Source organism: Streptomyces sp. XD-27 (assembly GCF_030553055.1).
Taxonomy (GTDB): domain Bacteria; phylum Actinomycetota; class Actinomycetes; order Streptomycetales; family Streptomycetaceae; genus Streptomyces.
The window spans coordinates 7507487-7524413 of record NZ_CP130713.1; the positions used below are offsets into that span (position 1 = coordinate 7507487).

The 16927-nt window shown below is 67.6% G+C and carries 15 protein-coding genes and 1 pseudogene; 6 read left to right on the forward strand and 10 right to left on the reverse strand.

The window, feature by feature from the left end; genetic code table 11:
- Positions 1-329 precede the first annotated feature (329 nt).
- The 6 genes and pseudogenes from Q3Y56_RS33050 to Q3Y56_RS33065 all read right to left on the reverse strand — a co-directional run bounded on the left by Q3Y56_RS33050 (position 330) and on the right by Q3Y56_RS33065 (position 6470).
- Entirely contained in the window at positions 330-1244 is a 915-nt protein-coding gene (locus Q3Y56_RS33050; RefSeq protein ID WP_304465387.1) for a GIY-YIG nuclease family protein, read from the reverse strand.
- Between the two features lie 79 nt (positions 1245-1323).
- Positions 1324-1605, reverse strand: coding sequence for an HNH endonuclease (locus tag Q3Y56_RS33695; RefSeq protein ID WP_369696836.1), 282 nt, complete (start codon positions 1603-1605; stop codon positions 1324-1326).
- Positions 1606-1929: 324 nt separating this feature from the next.
- Positions 1930-2394, reverse strand: a complete 465-nt coding sequence (locus tag Q3Y56_RS33700; RefSeq protein WP_369696878.1) for an HNH endonuclease — start codon at positions 2392-2394, stop codon at positions 1930-1932.
- A gap of 93 nt (positions 2395-2487) precedes the next feature.
- A pseudogene (gene ltrA / locus Q3Y56_RS33055) lies at positions 2488-3767 on the reverse strand (group II intron reverse transcriptase/maturase); the annotation flags it as partial.
- Positions 3768-4433: 666 nt separating this feature from the next.
- The gene (gene vph, locus Q3Y56_RS33060; protein ID WP_304465388.1) at positions 4434-5297 is read right to left on the reverse strand and encodes a viomycin phosphotransferase; all 864 of its coding nucleotides are present in this window, start codon (positions 5295-5297) and stop codon (positions 4434-4436) included.
- A gap of 51 nt (positions 5298-5348) precedes the next feature.
- The gene (locus tag Q3Y56_RS33065) at positions 5349-6470 is read right to left on the reverse strand and encodes an IS630 family transposase (protein ID WP_304465389.1); all 1122 of its coding nucleotides are present in this window, start codon (positions 6468-6470) and stop codon (positions 5349-5351) included.
- A 108-nt stretch (positions 6471-6578) separates the two neighbouring features.
- Here Q3Y56_RS33065 and Q3Y56_RS33070 point away from each other — a divergent pair, with 108 nt between their 5' ends.
- Positions 6579-7550: a transposase family protein gene (locus tag Q3Y56_RS33070; protein WP_304465904.1), complete on the forward strand. Its 972-nt coding sequence runs from the start codon at positions 6579-6581 to the stop codon at positions 7548-7550.
- A 169-nt stretch (positions 7551-7719) separates the two neighbouring features.
- On the opposite strand, the gene Q3Y56_RS33075 is transcribed toward Q3Y56_RS33070, so the two are convergent.
- The 3 genes from Q3Y56_RS33075 to Q3Y56_RS33085 form a co-directional block, all read right to left on the reverse strand.
- Positions 7720-8277, reverse strand: coding sequence for a hypothetical protein (locus Q3Y56_RS33075; RefSeq protein WP_304465390.1), 558 nt, complete (start codon positions 8275-8277; stop codon positions 7720-7722).
- A 149-nt stretch (positions 8278-8426) separates the two neighbouring features.
- Positions 8427-10370, reverse strand: a complete 1944-nt coding sequence (locus tag Q3Y56_RS33080) for a hypothetical protein (protein ID WP_304465391.1) — start codon at positions 10368-10370, stop codon at positions 8427-8429.
- 9 nt (positions 10371-10379) lie between these two features.
- Entirely contained in the window at positions 10380-10655 is a 276-nt protein-coding gene (locus Q3Y56_RS33085) for a hypothetical protein (RefSeq protein ID WP_304465392.1), read from the reverse strand.
- Positions 10656-11031: 376 nt separating this feature from the next.
- Between Q3Y56_RS33085 and Q3Y56_RS33090 the strand changes: the two genes are divergently transcribed.
- Together Q3Y56_RS33090 and Q3Y56_RS33095 are read left to right on the forward strand one after the other, a co-directional pair.
- Entirely contained in the window at positions 11032-11280 is a 249-nt protein-coding gene (locus Q3Y56_RS33090; protein ID WP_304465393.1) for a hypothetical protein, read from the forward strand.
- A gap of 22 nt (positions 11281-11302) precedes the next feature.
- Positions 11303-12379, forward strand: coding sequence for a hypothetical protein (locus tag Q3Y56_RS33095; protein WP_304465394.1), 1077 nt, complete (start codon positions 11303-11305; stop codon positions 12377-12379).
- A 15-nt stretch (positions 12380-12394) separates the two neighbouring features.
- Here the strand turns inward: Q3Y56_RS33095 and Q3Y56_RS33100 are convergent, their stop codons facing one another.
- The gene (locus Q3Y56_RS33100; RefSeq protein ID WP_304465395.1) at positions 12395-12793 is read right to left on the reverse strand and encodes a hypothetical protein; all 399 of its coding nucleotides are present in this window, start codon (positions 12791-12793) and stop codon (positions 12395-12397) included.
- Positions 12794-13155: 362 nt separating this feature from the next.
- On the opposite strand from Q3Y56_RS33100, the gene Q3Y56_RS33105 reads away from it, so the two are divergent.
- From Q3Y56_RS33105 to Q3Y56_RS33115, 3 genes are read left to right on the forward strand one after another with little or no spacing between them, the layout of a single operon-like run.
- Positions 13156-14004 (forward strand): hypothetical protein, encoded by an 849-nt coding sequence (locus tag Q3Y56_RS33105; protein ID WP_304465396.1) that lies wholly within the window; start codon positions 13156-13158, stop codon positions 14002-14004.
- Between the two features lie 20 nt (positions 14005-14024).
- On the forward strand, positions 14025-15413 hold the full coding sequence (locus Q3Y56_RS33110) for a hypothetical protein (RefSeq protein WP_304465397.1): 1389 nt from the start codon (positions 14025-14027) through the stop codon (positions 15411-15413).
- Positions 15403-16914: a DUF4157 domain-containing protein gene (locus tag Q3Y56_RS33115; RefSeq protein WP_304465905.1), complete on the forward strand. Its 1512-nt coding sequence runs from the start codon at positions 15403-15405 to the stop codon at positions 16912-16914. The genes Q3Y56_RS33110 and Q3Y56_RS33115 overlap by 11 nt, the downstream gene beginning before the upstream one ends.
- The last annotated feature ends 13 nt before the right edge of the window (positions 16915-16927 follow it).

Sequence of the window (16927 nt, forward strand, 5' to 3'; positions counted from 1 at the left end):
GCCTTTCAAGGGGCCCATGAGCGCCGATGAGGATCGCGACGCCCGCGACGAGGACGCCCGTCGCCGGCAGAACAGGTACTGGGGCGATCGGTGTCATGACTGCTGTGGTCGCGTTCGGTCTTTTCCTGATCTCCATTTACGAGGACCCCAGCCCGGTCCGCGGCACCGGTCAGGAAAAAGGCCCTTGCTGAACACGCCTGCCACTCAGCCGTCCCTGACCCTGGGCACGCGCACAAGGGCGCTGTCGGAGGCCGCAGTCGCGGAGCAGTGCAGAGGCCAGACATCTCCTCGCTTGCGAACTGCAGGGTTACCCTATCTGCGGAAGCAAGTCATGCGGGGGACGCGGCGGTCGCTTCCTCGTTCTCCCTGATGGTCCGGCCCTGGTCGTCCTTCCATTCTGTTCGGCCGTTCTTGCTGCCGCCGGCCAGGACGCTGGCAGCACTGGAGGGACTGTCGAAGATGAAGGTCCTGGACAGCCGGTACTGCTGGTCGTTCACACTCACCAGAACGCCTTCAGCGATGAGCTCCTCGCGGATCCTCGCGTAGCCCGGAACCATCACCTTGGTCTCCTTGCGCGCCAAGGCGCCCGCGAGGACGGCGAACCCCCGTGAGTCGCTGTACCCCTCGGCTTCGGTCAGCTGGGTTCTCAAGCGGTAGCGCTTACCCGCGATCTGAGCCTGATCGTTCTTCGTCACCTGCGCCGCCGCAGACGCATCCGGCTCATCGTAGATCTCGAAGGCCGTGACTCCCAGAAGGGGAAGCAGGATCAGCGCCTCGTCGAGGTAGGCCTCCATGTCCGAGGTCTCCGGCTCGGACAGCCTGCCCAGAGCGGCCGGATTGGTCGCGTTCTCGACCATCGCGATCTGCGCTGCCTGGGCCATGGCGATCAGACGCGCTTCCAGATACCTGATGTGCGCCTTGTTCAGGGAGTCATCCTTCGTCGTCAGAACAAAAGCGCTGGACCAGAAGTCCTTCTCCCTGACGTGCGTATCGAGCCGGGTCCGCACCTCCTCGCCCTCACCGACGTAGATTCTCACGGGCCGCACTCCCTGCGGATCTGCCCCCACCAGCACGTAGGCACCGGAGCGCTGGAGCTCCGCGCGGTGGCGAGCCCGGTCATAGTCGGAGCGCGAGAAACTCAGGCAGCAACCAGTCCAGCCGATGCGTTCCACCAGCCTCATCCCCTGAGGCGTCCCATCGATGAGGAAGATCCGGATACTGGCACCACGCTGCTGAGCAGTCATTACGTCCCTGCCGTAGAGAAGCTGCGGAGTCCGCCTGGAAGAGCAGACCACCGCCGAGCATGTTCGAATGGAGAGAAGATCATAGGGCGGTAAGCGTGGCAAACGGCTTGCGGTAGCGCGGCGCCTTCTTTCCGAGCCGCCATTCCGTGATCGTCTGGTCTCCCTTGGCCAGGTTGCAGTCAGCACAGGCCGGCACCAAGTTCCCGATCCCGTCCGTCCCGCCCCGGGAAATGGGCAGCACGTGCTCCTGATGCAAAGACGCAGAGGACTCGCCACAGTAGGCGCACGCCCTCCCATACCGGTCCCACAGCCGGGCCACATCACGCACCGACACATCGTACCGCCGGGTAGCGGCCAGCATCGCCCGTCGGCCGAGCGCGTCCTCGACCAGGGGCGGCTGGTGGGCCCGTTCGGCGCGGAAGACCTCACGCAGCCGTTCGGCCTCGTCCTCGACGCCGCGCTGGCGGCCGGCGCGCTTGAGCGCCGCGCACAGCTGTGCGCGCGTCAGCCGGGCGGCCCGGGCCGACGTCGGGGCCGTTCGGAGGAGTTCGCGGGCTTCGCGGCGGCACAGACCGTTCCGCCAGGGCGCGAAGGCGGCCAGGGCGGCCGGGTAGTCGGGTAGCGGCAGTCCGTTGCCGGACTGCCGCCCCTAAGAACCGTACGTGCGGGTTACCTCGCATACGGCTCAAGCAGTCCCTTCGGCTGCATTTCTGAGTCCCAGATCGGGACGGATGGTGCTCTTGGGGAACCGGCGCCCGTCGCCTGGGTGGTGCAGACGGTGGCATTCGGCGTGTACGAGACGCAAATTCTTCGGGTCGTCGCTACCGCCATGTCGCCGATATACTAGGTGGTCTTCGTGTAGCCGGTGTCGCATGGCTTCGAACCAGTCCACCCAGTCCCGCACATTGTCGGGTTCGTACTCGGCTCCAGCGATGAGATCCTTGCGGCATAGCGGGCAGATTCCGTGTTGCCGTGCCGCCAGGGCCACCTTGGTGATGGTCATGTGCGGCTGGACTCTCTTCTTTCGGCGGTTCTTCCAGTAGTCGTTGAGGTTCGGATCATCCGGTGATGCCGAGCCCTTGACCATGGAGTGTCGGACGATCTTGGTCCGTGAGAACTTGAGCAGTTTGGCCCCGCTCCGCGGGTCCATGAACTGCCACTTGCTCCCTCGTCCCTTCTTCCCGTAATACCGGCGAGCTTTCCAGCGTTCCGGTTTATGCGGGTGCGTCCGGCTGACCCACCGCCAGGTTCGATTCCAAAGGAAGGAATCCAGGCGGCTGAAGGTCTTGCTGGACGCTCCGATCCGAAAGTACGTCGACCAACCCCGGATGAAGGGATTGAGTCGCGATACGACTGCGGCCGCGTTGGCCCCGTACAGGTCCCTCACGTCGGACTTCAGTCGCTTCCGGGCTCTCTCAATGGAGTCCTTGCTGGGTTGCGTCAGCGTGACGGGCTTCTTCCCTTCCCTCACGTGTCGCCGAATGTTGAAGCCGAGAAAGTCGAAGCCCTCTGTCAGGTGCCTGATTTTAGTCTTCTCCTCGTTGAACCTGAGTCCTCTCGGTTTCAGCCATTCTTCCAGTTTGGCCTTTACCTGGTGCGCTTCCTCCTTCGTGTGACACATCACGACGAAGTCATCGGCGTATCTCACCAAGATAGGAGTGCCTTTGCGGGCCTCCCCCCTCGGGAAGTACCTGCATCCGGCTGCTTCCTCCATACCGTGAAGGGCAATGTTGAGCAGGAGCGGGCTGATCACTCCGCCTTGAGGGGTTCCCTCTTCGGTACGAGCGAGTTTTCCGCTCTCCAGGACGCCTGCCTTGAGCCAACCCCGGATCAGCCCCCTTCCAGGGGAATCCCCGAGTGCTTTGAGCAATGTGGCGTGGTCAATCCGGTCGAACGCCGCTTCAAGGTCGGCGTCGAGCACCCACTGCCTAGCAGGGGGTGAGCCGTTGCCACCTGTCGCGACGTTGTGCAGCGCCGTAATCGCATCGTGCGCGCTCCGCCCAGGGCGGAAACCGTATGACCTCTTCTCGAACCTGACTTCCCACTGGGGCTCCAACGCGTTCTTGACCCGAGCTTGCATCGCCCGGTCGGTGATCGTTAGAATCCCCAGAGATCTCTGCTTCCCATTCGCCTTCGGGATGTACACACGCCTGACCGGCTGAGCGCACCAGGGTTCGGTCGAGTCGTGAATCCGGCTCGCCAGTTCCTGTCGCGCTGACGGCGAGAGAGCCCTCTCCCCGTCAACCCCAGCGGTCTTGCGCCCCTTGCTGACCTGCGTCACTTTGCGCACGCTCACCAGCGTGTGCTGTAGCTCCGCAGCATCAACTTCGACAGGTTTTTGACCTGCCGGTGATCACCTTCACTTGCAGCCCGGAAGATCCGTTGCCTCAGCCGTCTTACGTTCTCATTGGCGCGGCCCCAGTCAATCTGGGACCATTCCAGTTCTACGCCCTTCGGTCCGTTCACCGCGAGTACGGCACTGTTAGCCTCATCGACCATCTCAGCCCCCTCCGTGTCTAACATGTCCGAAAGTTCTTACGGCCTTGCTTCTTCATTTCCGGGGTCCACCAGGCTCACGTCAGCGACCTTTCGGCCCATCGATTGATTACGATGTATCCGGCCAGTTATACCGACAGGGCGGCAACCCTCGACGTCGGCTTTCCTGTTGCCTTTCGGCGTGCCGGCCTTTGCTTCTTGAGCCTTCCTGTTCCCGCTGTCCCATCGGTCTGCCTTACGACTTCCCTACCCGTCACGGGGAGGACATCGGGGTTTCCGTGTTCCGCATGTTGTAGATACGACCGGGGCGGATGCCCCCTTTGCCCCGAGATCAGGGTGTGCCAGACACGAGCGAGTATCACCCGCGCCCCTTTCGCCATCTCAGGCGTGATCTTGTCATCCGCCGTTTACATTCCCATCTGACGCGGATTGCTTCTTACGAGGCTTTACAACGGGGGTTCGTCTCCTCATCCTTCCGATCTTCCCCTCGCCTGTACTAGACCGATGGGCGGTCTCGCCTTGGGCTTTCCGGCCTGCTCTCCACCGGCGGATTACTCCTCCCGCAGTCGGCCGTGGGGACCGGGCTTGCACACCGCCCGGAATCGGTAACTCCTTTCTGCCTTATACCGATTGCTACAAACAAGCGACTTCACGTCGCACGTACTCGCGGAGCAGGGATCTGACCGGTGCGCCTCAGCGGTAGTCGGCCAGGCCATCCGCGAGTTCTTCTTCGTCGCCGTCGCGGATAGCGTAGAGGGCTTGCTGCAGTGCGAATGTGCCGCGGATCGCGGCGATGCGGGTGAAGAGTCCGTGGTTTGACCAGCTGCCCAGGGCGAGCACCCGCTCCAGGAGCTCAGGGCCGTAGCTGGCGCCGATGGCTGCGAGGTCCTGGGCCGGGTCGCTGAGTGTGACATCGTCCCAGTCGAGTACTCCGGAGAGGTGCGGCAGGCCGTGCGTCCACTCCCACAGGACGTTTTCGGCACCGAGGTCGCCATGCACCACTGCTCGGGTGAGGTGGGGAAGGCTGTCGAGTGCTGTGAGTTCCCGCTCGGCCCGTAGGCGTCCGCTGTCGGACATGAGCTGGAACAGCTCCGCGCGCACGTTCTTGGCGAACCGCCGCCACTGGCCTTCTGCTGCCTGAGGGAGAACTGCTCGTACCGTCTCGTCGGTGCCAGCACGGGCCAGACCGGACAGAAGTGTGGCGTACTGCGCCGCCACGGTGTCGACCACTTGGGCATCGTTGAGTGCGTCGGTCTCCAGCGGTTCCCCGGGAATGCGGCTGAGTACCAGGAACGGTGCCTCGTCGGTGCCGTGGGCGGCGCCCTGGAGCAGCGGTTCAGGTGTGCGGAAGCCGAGGTCGAGTCCGGCGAGTGCGTGTAGTGCGGCCACCCGCTCGGGCAACCGGGCGGCCGCTGCCCGGGTGCGAGGCAGGCACACGACGCGGTCTGAGCCAATGACCACGACGTGGAATTGCCCCTGACGTACTGCAAGGTCGTCCGGCTTGTCGTCGGGCAGCAGACGGCTCAGCAGAGCGCGATGCGTCGTACGGATGCTCACGAGTGTCCTCTGGATCCTTCGATGGTCGGAGGCAATGTGCACGAAGTGCTATCAGGCCGCGCCAGCGAACGGGCGTCCGCCCCAGCGAATGCCCTTCTCGCTGCGGATGCGGGCCCGTTCTCGGCGTTGAGCGGCCAGGACATCGGGATGGCGCGCGTTGGCGTTGCGCCATCGCAGATAGGCGTGCAGGGCCTGGGTCCGTGCGGGGTGGCTGCGGTGGTTTGAGTTGGCCAGGGTGAACTGCCGCAGCGGGCCGAAGTGGGCCTCGACCGGGTTGGCCCAGGAGGTGTAGGTCGGGGTGAAGCACAGCTCGACTTTGTTCTTCTTCGCCCAGCGGCGGATGTCCGCGCCGGTGTGGGAGGAGAGGTTGTCCAGGATGATGTAGATCGGGGCTCCGTCGGGCCGGGCGGCACGGATCGACTTCAGCGCGGCCAGGGTGTTGGCGGTGCCCTTGCGGCGCCGGTTGACGCCCCACAGCCGGTCGTCGCCCACGGAGTAGCAGCCGTGGAAGTAGGTGACACCGTGGGTGCGGTGGTAGGTCGCCGGCAGGCGGTCGGGCTTGCCCTGCTTCGCCCAGCAGGAGCCCGCGGTGGGCCGGATCCCCAGCGGCCCGAACTCGTCGAAGGCGAAGACCCGGTCCGGGAAGTGCTGCAGGACGCGCTCGATCCGGTTGAGCTTGGCGTCGCGTTCGGGGTCGGGGGACTCCTTCCAGGTCTTGGTGCGCTGGAAGGTGATGCCGCGGCGGCGGAGCAGGCACCGTAAGGCTTCGCGGCCGATGCGGATGACGCGTCCGTGCACGCGGCGCAGGTAGGCGGCGAGTTTGCGGATCGACCAGCGGGTGAAGGGCTGGCCGAGTTTGGTGGGGCGGGTGGTGGCCGTCTGGATGACGAAATCTTCGTCGTCAGGGGTGAGCAGGCGGGGACGGCCTCCCGCCCATTGAGGGTCCAGGCAGGCCAGGCCGATCTCGTTGAACCGGTGGATCACCTCCCGCACCGTGTCCTCGTCGGCCTGGACCAGCTGGGCGATCACCGGTACACGGTTTCCGCCGGCGGACGCGAGCAGCATCATCGCCCGGCGATAGCGCACTGAGCTGGTGCTGCCCCGGCGCGCGATCTGCTGCAGTTTCTGCCCTTCCTGGTCGGTCAGTCTGCGCACCCGCACAGGCTCGGCCACCACACCTCCAGCGATCGGAACGGACGTTACCGCCCATCCAACCGCTCCAACTACCAACCTGGCGAACCTATTCGGTCACTGCACTAACGAGCTCGTGCATGGTTGGAGGTGAGGCGTCGAGCTCTGATCGTTGATCATGGTTGTGTGGTGGGGAACGCGACACGTGCAGCGATCATCAGCAATCGAAAGATCACGGGCCTGTCGATCGATGTGATCACTGAACTGGTCGCCGAGGTCGGCCCGTTGTGGCATGAACGTCACCAGGCAAGGCTTGTGTCGCGGCCGCGGAAGCGGGCGGTGGGCGCCGGCGCGAAGCACCGGCTGGTGTTCGTCGACCGGCTTCTGGCCACCCTCGTCCATCTCCGCCACGGAACCACCCACGATGTGCTGGCCTGCTGGTTCGGTGTGGAACGCTCGACCATCACCCGGGCCATCGGCGAGGTGCGGCCCCTGCTCGCCGAGCGCGGGTGCACCATCAGCCCCGGCGTACGACTGCGGACCCTCGCCGCGGTGGTCGACTATCTCGGCGCCAGCGGGAAGACCGGGATCGTCGACGGCACCGAGATCCGGGCCCGACGCCCCGCCGTCGGCCGCAAGGGCCGGGATGCGTTCATCTCCGGCAAGAGCAAGCAGAACGCCGTCAAGGCCATGGTGGTCACGGACGAAGACGGCCGCGTGCTGTTCTGCAGCCCGACCAGGCCCGGAAGCTGCGCGGACATCACCCACGCCCGCCAGTTAGGGCTGGTCAAGCTCTTGGCCGATGGACCCGCGGTGGAGATCCTCTCCGACGCCGGCTACCAGGGTCTGGGCGCGCAGACCGGCGGACGTGCGGTGACACCACCACACCGCAAGTTCAAGAAGAACGCCCCGGACTGGTACGAGGAGATGTACGAGCGCCAGCGCAAAGCGCATTCCTCGCGACGCATCCGGGTCGAGCACGGCATCGCACACCCGAAGAACTGGCGAGCCCTGGCCCGCCACCACGGCCATCGCGAGCACATGAGCGACACCGTCCAAGCCATCGCCAGCTTGCTGTCCCACCAGCAGACCACGGACCTGGCATCGACTCAGCAGACGTGAACATCGAGCCCTAGCGAAGTCCTCGACGCCTCACCTCCAACCATGCACGAGCTCGTTAGGGGCTGCTCGATGACCGCGCCGGACTCGTCCCGGCCGTTGCAGAAGGATCGGGACGTGACCTGTGCTAATCGGTGACCCCGATTCCGGGTATGGGGAGCGGTCCGGGTGGCTACGGCTCGTCCATACGGATGTTGTCGGAGATGTAGCGGAAGTACGGGTCGTCCTCGCTGCGCTTCGGCCGTTTACCGGGCGGCGGTGGCAGCATGGCCAGCGGGAGTCCGCCGATCGAATGGTCCGTCGCGCCCGTGCACCACTCCTCGACGATGCTCGCCTGGGCCTCGATCCCGAAGTACCGCCACGCCGGTCCCGGCGGTCCGTAGTCATAACTCGCGGAGCCGCCCAGCTTGTCCAGCGCGGCCTTCCAGAAGTACTCGCTCTTGAAGGACTTGTGGGCCACCTGCCAGGCGTGCGTGAGCTCGTGCATGAGCAGCCCCTCCGACGGGTTCTCGAACGCGTCGCCGAGATTGACGAGGATCGTGCCGTCGGAGCTGGGCGTCACGAACGCCTGGTTCTCCTGCCCGGAGAGGTTCGTCAGCCGGATCCGGTCCCACGGCAGGGTGTTCTCGAAGCACTGCTGCGCCCACGCCCTCTCCGGGGCGCGCAGTGTCCGGTGCCGCACGAGCGCGTTCCCGATCAGCACGCCGCCCACGAACACCGGAATGATCATGGCCGGTCCGACCAGGAAGGCCGCACCGCCGGCGAGCGCCAGCCCCGGCAGCCCGCCCGCCTGGAACAGCGACGTGTTCCCGAGCGCACCGAGCTCCGAGCCGACGAAGACCAGCCCGGCCAGACACTGACCCGCCGGACCGAGGGGGCTCAGGAGCGCGGATGTGACCGCGAACTCGAGGATGTCGCCGGCGAGGTCGGCGAAGCCCCGAGCACGCCCGTCAGCTCTGAGCTGCGGCTCACCGACAACGCGCCCGTCCGCAGGTCCGGCCAGTGCTCGGCGATGACGGCCTTGCTCGCGTCCTGGTCCCAGTCGACCTGACTATCCCCGGGCGTGTCCCAGCCGTACACCGAACCGGAGCTCTGGGCGATCACCGCGACCACGCCGTTGGCCGACCGCACGACGCCCTTCACGCAGAAGTCGTACGAGAAGACCCCGGTGGCCTTCATGTAGCCCTTGAACCTTGCCGTCCCGTCGCTGTTGAGGACGTACTCGACCTTGCCGCCGAGCGGCACCCCGGCCGGCGTGACCACGGGTTTGGAGAACGTCCGCGTCTCCGGTCGCTGGATGATCGTCAGCTCCGACACGGCGGTGCCGCGCTGCGCGCCGTCGTTCGCCACCCAGTCGATGCCGAGCGGCAGGCGGACGGCGGGGCGGGCGTGGTCTGCGTGGACGTCGACCCGTAGGGGCACCGTCTTCTGGGTGTCGTGGGGCTCCAGCTCCAGCGTTCCGGACTCGACCGTCACACCCGGCGGCAGCGCCACCGGCGTCAGCCGGATCGTCTTGCGGCCGCCGCCGGAGGATGCGGCGACCGTCAGCTGACCGCTCCCGCCCGTCTGCACACCGAGGCTGAGGGGGCTCGTCCACACCGTCGTCGACCCCGGGAGCACCGTCACGTTCAGGTCGACGTAGCGGGAGGTGACTCCGCCGTGGAAGGAGGCCACCAGATCGGTCCAGAGCACCGGGCCGAGGGGTGCGGTGCACGCGACCTTCAACGGGAGGCTGATCGTACGGTTAGCCATCGGCTCGTAGGCCAGGTGGATCTCCGGCACCGACAGGATCGTGTCGTACCCCTGGATGTGGAACGTCACCTCGCCCCCGGAACCGAGCCCCGAGGTCACCGTCACAGCGAGATCGACCTTGTCGCCCTGGCCGATCGAGAAGGTATCGTCCGTCAGCGTCACGGACACGTCCTCGACGATCGCCCGTACGTCGATCTCCACCGGAGTCCATCCCGGTGCCACCAGAGCAAGCTTCGCGTGCACCACGCCGCCCCAGTCCTCCGGGGCCGCGAAGTCCACCAGCACCGTGACCTGGTCCTGGCGCAGTACCCTCACGGAGTCGGTATTCGCGGCGCGGTCGACCTCGTGGAAGTCGAGGAAGCCCTCGCGCCGCACCCGGTCCAGCTCGTGCGGGGTCATGCCGTCCAGCAGCCCGAGCCGTTCCGCCTCCCGGTAGCTCAGCCGCTCCGCACGCCAGACCACGATCTCCCAGGAGCGGACCACCGGGGCGCCTCCGATGAGAAAGGCCCGCAGTTCCGTCGCCGACGGGGCCTTCGCAACCGACACGGAGCCGCCCGCGGTCTCGCCCGGCTCCATCGCCACGTCGATGTCCTCAGGCTCCACCAGCGGCTCATGATCGCCCGCGCCGACTGCGACATACAGTGGCACCGCGCCCACGGGCGCGCCGTCCACCTCGGCGACCAGCCGTCCGAGCTGCCAGTGTGCGGTGGCGCCCGCGGGCGCGGTGCACTTCAGCTCGACCGTGATCTCCTGACTGGGCCCGCCCACTTCGATGGGCTCCGCTCCCGTGCCCTGGCGGAGGACCACGGTGTCCTCGACGATGCCGTGCCGCCGGGCGCTCTCGCGGATCTCGGGCGGGAACGCGGGCAGCTCCTCGATCTCCGCACGCGTCATCCGCCGGCGGAAGGGCGTCGATACGACGACGGCGCCCACGTCCACGAGGGAGCCGACGCCTTCGATGCGGAAGGTCAGGGCCCCGGCGGGGGAGAGCCGGCTGATCCGCAGCTCCTGGCTGCGGGCCGTCCCGGGCGCCGCATGGGCCCAGATCGGATTTGGTGTGAACGCAGTCATCGCTGCTCCTCAGCCTGCTGGATCACCCGTCCGCATCTTCAGTCTCCTCCGGTTCTGCGGGGCTGTCCTGGGGGCCGGCCGGCCTGCGCGCCGGACACCGCCGCCCCGGATCACGCGGCCGTCGGCCGCACCTCCCGCGCCGACCTGGCGTCTAGCGCCTCCGGGGTGCGCGGGCCGGTCGACGTCGTCCAGGAAGAAGAACCGCTCCAGCTCAGGTCTCGTCGGTTCCTCGGCGAACTTCCCGTACACCTCGGCCTGATCACCAGTTAAGAACTCCACCGGCATGAGGCGGACCGTAACCAGGCCCCGCCCATGATCGACGATCTTTCAGCGAACCTCTGCCCGGGGAACGATCGCCGCGCTAGCCGACCATGATCGTTCTCAGCGCCAACGGCTGTACCGATGTTGTCTCACCGCGGTGTGCGCACCATGCTCCCGCTCCACGTCGTCGAAGCCCTCAGCACGCGCCGGGACGCGCCGCTGAACCGGCTGGACACAGGAGAGATCGCTGTTCTCCGGGTCGATGCGGCACAGCGGGCGGACGAGCCAGATCGTGACTGGATCGGCTTCGCCACCTCCCTTACCCCCGACGACCTTCTCAAGGCGCTGCGAGGCTGGTGGCGCTGCGACGCGGCGAGCGTCGCAGCTGGGGGGACTGCCGGTGACCTTGGCAGGCTACGTCGTGGCCCTCCTGACTGGCCTGGAACGGTGGGAGAAGAACGGCGAGGGGCGTCACGCCTTCCCTGACGCCCGCCTGGCTGGCTACGTCACTGACCTGGCCGCCCCAGCAGCCGCCATCACTTCCAGCCTCGACGGCGACCGCAGGCTCGCAGAGCTCTTGCTGGGCACCCGGCTAGCCTCGCACTCGGGCGGCGCGATCGCCTACGTCCCTACCCGAATCGCCGACTGAACCGACGTCAGTACAAGGGGTCATGATGGACGCAGCCAGCTACACCGCCGCCCTCGCCGACCTGCGCGCCGCGCGAGATGAGATCAAGAAGACCCGGGCCGCGCTGGCGAAACTCGAAGCCCAGCGCGACAAGCAGATCAAGGTGCTGGCCGAGTGCGAGAAGGCGAAGGCGGAGCGGATCGCCCCGGCAGCCGGACTCAGCATGGCCGAGGTCGTCGCCCTGGCCCCCTCCCTGGCTCCGGATACCCTCGCCACCGACCAGCACGAGTCGACCGAGAGGGCTGCGGAAACAACCGCGGCCGCCCCCGACAGCCCTGCGGTCGAGGAGAACGCTCCCGCCACCCAGGCGCCGGGAGCCGCAGCCCCGGCCATGAGTACCCCTGCCAAGGCACCCCTCCCCGCTGGTCCGTCCGCCGACCCCCCCGCCCAGCACGCCTCGGCCCAGCCGCAGGCCGCCGTGCCCGCGGACCTGGGCGCTCCGCGCACCCTGCCGTCGATCCCCGAAGGGCAGGTCGGGCAGCGATGGTTCACGCACACCGCGAACCTGGCCTCGCAGCGCCCGAACTTCACCCAGCAGGCCCGTTCCACCGTCTTCCTCGACGCCGACAGCGGGGTGCTGGTCCACCGCAACCAGCCCCACCGCCTCGACCTGGCAGATGCCTCGGTCGCTGCCGTCCTGACCGCCGTCTTCCACACCATTCCCGAGGACGTGGAGCGGATCTACATCACCGCCGGCGACCCCTGGCGCCGCGACTCGGACCGCTACCCTTATCTGCGGGACGCGGTTGCCGCCTGGCTGAATGCCCCCACGCCGGGTTGGCGTACTGACACCGGCCGCGGCCGCGACCGGATGGCCGGCCACTTCGTCCACGCCCGCAACCCGGTCGGTCGCTATCAGCGCGAGGACGGCGAGCAGCATGTGGAGATCCGCTCGGTGGGGGAGTGGTTCGACACCGTCGGGGATGACCCGGCCACCGTCCGGGACGCGTTCTACGAGACCCATCCTCACCGCTCCGAAGCCATGATCAACGTCGCGATGATCGACCTGATAAGCCGCAGACTCACCCGCGAATCGACCGTGAACTGGCGGGACATCTGACCCGCCAGCGCCGCCTCAGAGTCGGTAGGGCCACAGGCTGACACTGTTCCGACCGACGCGGACCTCGACCCACGACTTATCAGCACCATCCGGCGGCGCTGGTCCAGCAAGCTCGAAAAGGATCAACGTGCCTCCCACGTCCACGAGGGCCGCGCCGTCTTCGGTCAGGCTCAGCCGGCCCCGGAAGACGATTCGGTCGCCGTCTTCCCGTAGCTCGGGGACGGCGGAAGTCGCCAGCCCCATGTTTTCGGCCCAAACGATGTCCTCATCGACGGTCCACTCGACATGATGCTCGTGGCCCGCTGCCTCTGGGGCACCCTGCCAGAGAACCACGGCAGTGCCCACCGCGGAGTGCACTCGGACAGTCGTAGGCCCCGAAGGGTCCTGCTGCACTGCCTCTATGTTGACCAACACCCCGCCATCATCCTCGACTCGCTTTGCAACCAAACACCTTCGCCAGGACAAAACGCTCTTTCACGCCGACGACCCCGTGCTGGGACCCGAGGACATGCGCGCCACCTGACTGTGGTGGTGTCCCCTCGCCGAGCTCGAAGTGCTCCAGGACGCGCCACTACGCACCGGAGTCCCCCCGAAACTCTCGCGGCGGCTGTGGAGCGGTTCCTCGGTCGTTGAGCGTCAGGCGCGGCGGCACCTGACGGCCGGTTTCCAGTCCGACGTACACCATTCGGGGGTTTCGTCGGCGAGAGGGAATGTCGCACTGGGGAGGTCGAGACTGACCGCCGATGATCGGGTCATGCGCTCGGGAGGCCGGTTTGGTGAATCAGGATGGAGCCGCGCTGACCGTTGTCCTGCCGCCCACTGACGCGGCGGTGTTCGCGCTCATCGTGCACCGCGCCGGCGGGAAGACGACGAGTCTGCTGGTCGACTGCGGAAGCCAGGCGCAGCAGCAGGGCGCCACGAAGCTGGTCCGGGAGATCTTCCAGGCGCATCAGGTCACCGCGCCCGACCAGGTCGTCGTCACCTCGCCCGCCGCCGTGCACACCAACCTCCTGTCCGAGATCGTGGCCGACGGTTCGCCGCGGGTGCACCACGCCGGGGACGCCGCGCAGTACTCCGGGGCGGCGAAGCAGTGGCTCGCCGCCAAGGGCGCGAAGCCGTTTCCTGCCTTCCATTCCGACCTCACCAGCCCGGTGGCGGTCGTGGGTGACGCCAAGGTGTACGTGGTGGCGGCAAACGCCTCCGGCAAGCCGGACTCGGCGGACACCCGGACCAACGCGGCGGTCGTGCTGGTGGACGGGGGATCCGAGCGTGTGCTGCTGATGGCCGACGCGTCCGCGCGGACCGCGGAGTTCCTCGTCTCCCGGCTGCTCGCCGCCCCCGGCGCCCCTGCCGCCAAGGCGCTCACCTCGCCCGGCTCGCTGCTCGTGTATGGGCACGCCGACGCGGCCGCCGCGGAACGCTGGCCGTGGGCGCCTCATGCGAAGCTCGCGGACGGCGCGGACCATATCCCGCTGGGCGGGAACGCGGACGACCTCGCGCCCGTGCCCGTCACCGGCTGCCACGCCTCGCGTGTCGCGCTGGTCAACCGGCCCCTGACGGGCAGCCCCCAGAACCACGTCGGCATCGACTACGACACGCGTGGCATCACCCTCGGCCAGGTCTGACCACAGGACGGAGCATGCGGATGGGCGTGGCAGAGGTCGCGCGGATCGACCGTGCCAGCGCGGACACGTTCAAGGCGCTCGTCGAGCAATTGCGCGGCTCCGGCTCCGCGACCGAGGACGCGGCGCGCGGCACCGATCGCGACGCCTACGTGTCCTTTCAGGGCAGTTCCGTCGGGCTGGCGACGCTGGAGCAGTTGCCGGGCCTCACCGGGGGCGGTGCGACCGAGCTGATCGGGCACATCACGCAGGGCTCCGGGCTCGACCTCGGGCACGTCACGCCGCTGGCGGCCTCGGTCCACGTGGATCCGGACGCCGACCGGACGAAGCTGAAGGCGTTCCGCGTCGCGATCGGGCTCCTCCACGCGCCGGTTCCGCTCCTCGACCTCGGTGGCGGCAGGGACCTCCGGCTGGAGTCAGTCGTCCTGGACCTGTCGTGCCTGCCGGCCGGCGGGAACACCCACACCGTCACCGCCGCGCTCGACATCGAACTCCGGCTGGGGCAGGAGCGGCTCATTGGGTTCGTCAGCCTTCCCGACGGGCGCCTGGAGTGCGAGCTTGTCCTGGGAGAGGAGGCGGCCAGGCAGCCCGGCGTCCATGCCAAGGTCGTCCCCGAAGGGGTCCATCTGCCCGGCGGCAGCTGGCAGACCGCGTCCGGCGAGGAGCCGGCCCGCGTCCTCCTCTCGGGCAGTCTGCGCGGCAAGGTCTTCACCCTCGCCGTGGACCTCCCCGGCGAGCGCGGCGACATGGCCGGGATCAAGGTGGCGGACCTGCTGCTCAGCCTCTCCCTGCCGGGTCTCGAGGTCTCCTTCGAGGGCGTGGCCAGGATGTCCGAGACCAGCGTGCGGCTCCTCGCTCGCGTCGGCGACGGCGGTTGGCAGGTCAACGCCTGTGCCGCGCCGGTGGAGCTGGCGCACGTCAAGGGCTGGGCGCACGATACGTTCCACGTGGGCCTGCCCGAGGTGATCGGCGACGTACGGCTCTGCGTCGTCGGCATCGAGGCCGGATCGGCCGGCATCTCCCTCGACTGCGTCGGCGAGGTACCGCTCGACCACACCTCCGGGCGTGGCGTCTCCTTCTCCCTGCACGCCGGGCACACCCCCGGCGGCGGGACGGACTTCAACGCCTCGGCCGCGCTGCCCGTGAACCGCGGGCAGGACATCGCGTCCCTCGCCGGGAACGTCACCGGCGGCGATCTGAGCCTGGCGTGGGCGGACGGCGACGGCGTGACGCTCAGCCCCTCGGCCCTCGGTATCCCGGTGGAGTTCCCGGACTTCCTCACCCCGGTCCTGACCAGCCTCGCCCTCAAACGCACCAAGGGCGACGCCGGGACCACCTGGATGGTCGCCGGGTCCACCCGCAGCACCGCCTTCGTCCTCGCCTCGATGCCGCGGCAGCCCCCTGCCACCTGACCCGTCGCCTGAACCATCGCCTGACCCGTTCCCCACCGGCCGACAGCGGAGGACAGCCCCCCATGCCCCACCACTCCCGGAACCCGAGGGCGGCACGCCGCTCGACGGGCGGCTGCGTGCCGAGATGGAGCGGGCCTTCGCAGCCGACTTCGGCGACGTACGCGTCCACCGCGGCCCGTACGCCGACGAGCTGTGCGCGCTGCTGGACGCCGACGCCTGCACCCGCGGCTCCCACGTCTACCTGCGCGGCGACGGCTCCTGGCTACTCGCCCACGAACTCGCGCACGTCCTACAACAGCGCTCCCTGCCGCGGGACATGGACGCGGCCGCGCTGGAACGCGAGGCGGACCGGGCGGCCGACGCGGTGGTACGGGGCGACCGGGTCCGGATCGGCCCGTACCCGGCGACCGCGCCGGCCGCGCCGGTGGCCGGCCTCGTCGTGCAGGCGCACTCGTCGTGGGAGCACCGGCTGCTCGGCGATCTCTCCCCGGACCAGATGCGGAAGATCGCGTTTCCGGACAAGGAAGAGGACGAAGAGCTGCGGAGTGAGACTCTCGCTACCACGAAGTCCCGGGAGGACGTCCTGCGGATGCAGGAGAAGCTGCTCAACTTCGCCGTCGGCGGGGCGAAGGGTCTGACGAAGGACAAGATGGAGCCGCGGGACTACCCCGGGCTCTACGCGTTGGAGATCCCGAGCGGCAAGAAGGACAAGGAGACGCACCAGATCGCGGTCAGCTTCGGGGAACTCACCACGCTGGGCGACTACTTCCAGAACCCGACCTCGCTGGAGGCACTGGCCACCCGCGGCCGGATGGTGGAGCGGGTCCTGCAGACCGTACGAGAGGAGAGCTACCGACGCCTCGGCATGGAACTGAAGACGTACGCCACCAAGCGGTTCGCCGACTCCGTCATGGGCTTCGGATGGTCCTCCGTCCTCGACAGGGAGATCCAGGAGACCAAGCGCCTCAGCGACTACACCGCGAAGTTTCAGAAGGTGGCGACAGATCGTTACACAGCGCTGCTGCAACGCAACGTATGCCATTTCGCGCCGTACTCCTGGTACCGATGGCAGCAGTTCCACGTCCATGCCCGCGACCTGGCCATCAAAGCGAGAGCGGAGAGGGATCCGGAGAAGAGGAAGACAGAGGAGTGCAAGACGCTGCTGTACGCCGGATACGCCGACCACTTCCTCCAGGACTCGTTCGCGGCCGGCCATCTGGTCAACAAGACGCTGACCATGCAGTGGTTCCTCGATTGGTTCCCCTCATCCGGCCTGGCGCCGGATTCGATGATGATCCAGGACTTCGAGAAGTTCGGCAAGATCATGACGGTCGAAAAGCAGCCGGGCCTCGCCCCGACGAGCTCTACACCTTTCCGGCGGACAAAACGAAGGCACTGGTCGGCGAGCCGTGGTGGCGCGACGCGCAGACGGCCTCGGAACAAGACACCCGGGAGGATCGGGTCAAGGCTTCCGGGGTCAGGGTCGGGATTCTCCCGCTGACCGAGGCCGACGT